The organism is Polaromonas sp. P1_G1 (assembly GCF_056405595.1).
Window position 1 is genome coordinate 1 of sequence record NZ_JBFUBU010000244.1, and the last position, 403, is coordinate 403.

Here is a 403-nt window from a genome sequence, read left to right on the forward strand (position 1 = left end):
CCCCCGTACCGCGCTGAACACGGCACTGGTATTGCGTTCGGTGACGCACTGGGCCAGTGCGGCGCAGTATTGCAATGCGTTTGAAGCGTTTGACGCCACGGTGCCGTACCGCACTCCGCGGCACACCGCCTTGCCACGGGTGTCAGGCAGCCRGACGGCCTTTGTGGTCGGACCGTCGGGAGAGGAAATCTGGACGGATGAACATGGGCGTATCAAGGTGCAGTTCCACTGGGACCGGTTGGGCGCCAAGGATGACAAGAGTTCTTGTTGGGTGCGGGTTGCGCAGTCATGGGCCGGCAAGGGCTGGGGCAGCCTGTTCTTGCCTCGGATAGGACAGGAAGTCGTGATCAGCTTTGTGGACGGTGACCCGGACCGCCCGCTGGTGACGGGCAGCGTCTACAAC

General features: G+C 63.2%; 1 protein-coding gene. It reads left to right on the forward strand.

The window, feature by feature from the left end:
• Positions 1–403, forward strand: a 403-nt coding sequence (tssI, locus tag AC1D1Y_RS26680) for a type VI secretion system tip protein TssI/VgrG (protein WP_477684996.1), incomplete at both ends; no start/stop codon positions are given.